This is a genomic window from Streptacidiphilus sp. BW17, from assembly GCF_041262485.1.
Classification (GTDB): Bacteria; Actinomycetota; Actinomycetes; order Streptomycetales; family Streptomycetaceae; genus Streptacidiphilus.
Genome location: NZ_JBGCCR010000080.1, coordinates 1 through 2,117 on the forward strand (window position 1 = coordinate 1; position 2,117 = coordinate 2,117).

The 2,117-nt window shown below is 68.2% G+C and carries 2 protein-coding genes; both read left to right on the plus strand.

The window, feature by feature from the left end; genetic code table 11:
* Nucleotides 1–1,284, plus strand: a 1,284-nt coding sequence (gene kdpB, locus ABH940_RS36905) for a potassium-transporting ATPase subunit KdpB (RefSeq protein WP_370107286.1), incomplete at its 5' end; no start/stop codon positions are given.
* Nucleotides 1,285–1,322: 38 nt separating this feature from the next.
* A complete protein-coding gene (kdpC, locus tag ABH940_RS36910; RefSeq protein ID WP_370069648.1) occupies nucleotides 1,323–1,952 on the plus strand; it encodes a potassium-transporting ATPase subunit KdpC in 630 nt (209 codons plus the stop codon).
* The last annotated feature ends 165 nt before the right edge of the window (nucleotides 1,953–2,117 follow it).

Consider the following 2,117-nt stretch of genomic DNA (forward strand, 5'->3'; position numbering starts at 1 on the left):
ATCGGTGCGCTGCTCTCCGCGATCGGCATCGCCGGTATGGACCGGCTGGTGCAGCGCAACGTGCTGGCGATGTCCGGTCGCGCCGTCGAGGCCGCGGGCGACGTCTCCACGCTGCTGCTGGACAAGACCGGCACCATCACCTTCGGCAACCGCCAGGCCGCCGAGTTCGTGACCGTCGGGGGTGCCGACGCGAACGAGGTCGCGAGTGCCGCGCAGCTCTCGTCCCTCGCGGACGAGACGCCCGAGGGCCGTTCCATCGTGGTGCTGGCCAAGGAGAAGTACGGTCTGCGCGAGCGTGCGCAGGGCGAGTTGGCCCACGCCGAGTGGATCGAGTTCACCGCCCAGACCCGCATGTCGGGTGTGGACCTGGACGAGACGACCGGCCTCCACGCCATCCGCAAGGGTGCCGCTGCCGCCGTCGCGACCTGGGTCCAGGAGAACGGCGGGCAGACGTCCAACGAGCTGGACGTGGCGGTCGAGCGGATCTCCAACCTCGGTGGTACGCCGCTGGTGGTCGCGGAGAAGAAGGGCGATGCCCCGGCCCGCGTGCTGGGCGTCATCTACCTCAAGGACGTCGTCAAGCCCGGCATCAAGGAGCGCTTCGCGGAGATGCGCACCATGGGCATCAAGACGGTCATGATCACGGGTGACAACCCGCTGACGGCCGCCGCGATCGCCGAGGAGGCGGGCGTGGACGACTTCCTCGCGGAGGCGACTCCCGAGGACAAGATGGCCCTGATCAAGAAGGAGCAGGAGGGCGGCCGTCTGGTCGCCATGACCGGTGACGGCACCAACGACGCTCCCGCGCTCGCGCAGGCGGACGTCGGCGTGGCTATGAACACCGGTACCTCGGCCGCCAAGGAGGCCGGGAACATGGTGGACCTGGACTCCAACCCGACCAAGCTGATCGAGATCGTCGAGATCGGCAAGCAGCTCCTGATCACCCGCGGTGCGCTGACCACCTTCTCCATCGCCAACGACGTCGCGAAGTACTTCGCGATCATCCCGGCCATGTTCGCCAGCGTGTACCCCGGCCTCGGCAAGCTGAACATCATGCAGCTGCACAGCCCGACGTCGGCGATCGCCTCGGCGATCATCTTCAACGCGCTGATCATCATCGGCCTGATCCCGCTGGCCCTGCGTGGCGTCCGCTACCGGCCCTCGACCTCGCAGTCGCTGCTCCGCCGCAACCTGGGGATCTACGGCATCGGCGGTCTGATCCTGCCGTTCGTCGGCATCAAGCTGATCGACCTCGTCGTCATGTACATCCCCGGCCTGCACTGAGCACTCCGTACGGAGAAGAAGAGAAGTGATGAATCGTCATGGCTAAGCCCCTCCCCACCTCGGTGCGGAACCACCTGACGGGTCTGCGGATCCTGCTCCTGTTCACGGTGCTCTGCGGCCTTGCCTACCCGCTGGCGATCACCGGGATCTCCCAGGCGGCCTTCAGCGACCAGGCCAACGGCTCGCTGGTCAAGAACGCGCAGGGACAGGTCGTCGGCTCCTCGCTGATCGGCCAGAACTTCACCGTCCTCTCCAAGGACGGCAAGTCCCAGACGCCGGACTCGAAGTACTTCCAGTCCCGTCCGTCGGCGGCCGGAGCGCTCGGCTACGACCCGACCGCGTCCGGCGCCACCAACAAGGGCACCAACGACGCCGGTCTGGCCGCGACCTACACCCAGCTGAAGGCGGCCCTGGCCGCGTTCAACGGAGTGTCGCAGAGCGCGGTTCCGCCGGACGCGATCACCTCGTCCGGCTCCGGCCTGGACCCGGACATCAGCCCCGCCTACGCGGCCATCCAGGTCAACCGGGTCGCCAAGGCCCGCGGTCTGTCGGTGGCTACCGTTCAGGCGCTGGTCACGAAGTACACGCAGGGCCGTGACCTCGGCTTCCTGGGCGAGCCCCGCGTGAACGTGCTGGAGCTCAACACCGCTCTGACCAACCTCGGCTGAGTCGACGTCAGGCAGCAGTATCCGCAGTACCCGCAGTACCCCGTAGTACGCATCACCGGTCCGGCCGCGCGGGGCCGATCGGCGCCGCCCGGCCCGCCCCCACAGGACCTGCAACCGAAAAACCCACGGAGGTGCGGGGGTGAGCGCGGGGCCGGGAGGGGCCGC